This window comes from Streptococcus sanguinis (assembly GCF_020729725.1).
GTDB lineage: Bacteria > Bacillota > Bacilli > Lactobacillales > Streptococcaceae > Streptococcus > Streptococcus sanguinis_V.
The window spans coordinates 1-962 of the sequence record NZ_JAJEPA010000042.1 but is presented as its reverse complement, the minus strand read 5'-3'; the positions used below and the strand labels follow the sequence as shown (position 1 = coordinate 962).

Annotated in this window: 1 pseudogene; it reads right to left on the bottom strand. The window is 41.3% G+C overall.

What is annotated here, in order from left to right:
• A pseudogene (locus K4I03_RS12495) lies at window positions 1-962 on the bottom strand (hypothetical protein); the annotation flags it as partial.

Sequence of the window (962 nt, the reverse complement as noted above, 5' to 3'; positions counted from 1 at the left end):
TCTCCTGCTCCTCCATCTATTAATTGCCCTTGTTGATTAGTTTCAACCGCTCCTAAAGAACCACCACTAGGTTGGTTAGGATTGTTATCGTCATCATCGTCATCGTCATTTGGAGGGTTTGCACCTTTAGGGCCGCCGTTTGGATAAGTTGGTTCGTCCTTAATATTTGGATTTTGAAGGAAGCCTGTATCATCTGAATAATAACCTCGGCCTACACCAGCATAAGCCATTGTCCGATCTGTAGGGAACATCAGAAGCATACGAGCATGAGCTTGTTTTGCTTGTTCCAAAGGAAAACCGAGAATAGATTCAATCAGCGAACCGCTCCCAATCATACCCTTTGTATATTTGCTTGCTGCATTAGCGACTTTTCCACCTTCTCGACTTCTTGGCTTCACAAGCAGCCATACAATGAACAATGAAAATCCACCCTCTGCAATACCTGCAAAACCATCTAATTGTAGTCCTTCTAAAGCTTTTAACAAAGGAGTAAGTACCGCTGTCACCAAGTTAGTGAATACACCAATCAGGATTCCTCCTAGACTTGSAACTAATAAACCAGTTATCACAATCGCAAACCAGTAAGCAAATGTGGCAAAAGAGTCTGCTACACTTCCTTTCTTCACAGTTTCAATTATTGCTTTAACAAAAGATGCAACACCTGTGAAAATACCAATTTCAGAAGCTGCTACCAAAATAGCAAGATTCATCCAGGTTATTGCAAAGTATTTACCAACCATAGCCATCCATGAACCAAACTGTCCAAGCGGGCCAGCCCCTACAAGAGACACTTCTTTCCATTGTGTTTTTACAGTAGAAAGATTTGTCATTCCTCCTTGAACTCCTGTTGGAGCGATATTATAAGCATAGAAATGCGCTCCACTGGTATCAAAAGAAGATTGTAATAACAAGGCCACTGATTGATTAGAGAAACTAGAACCATTCCCTACACCAGCTTCTAA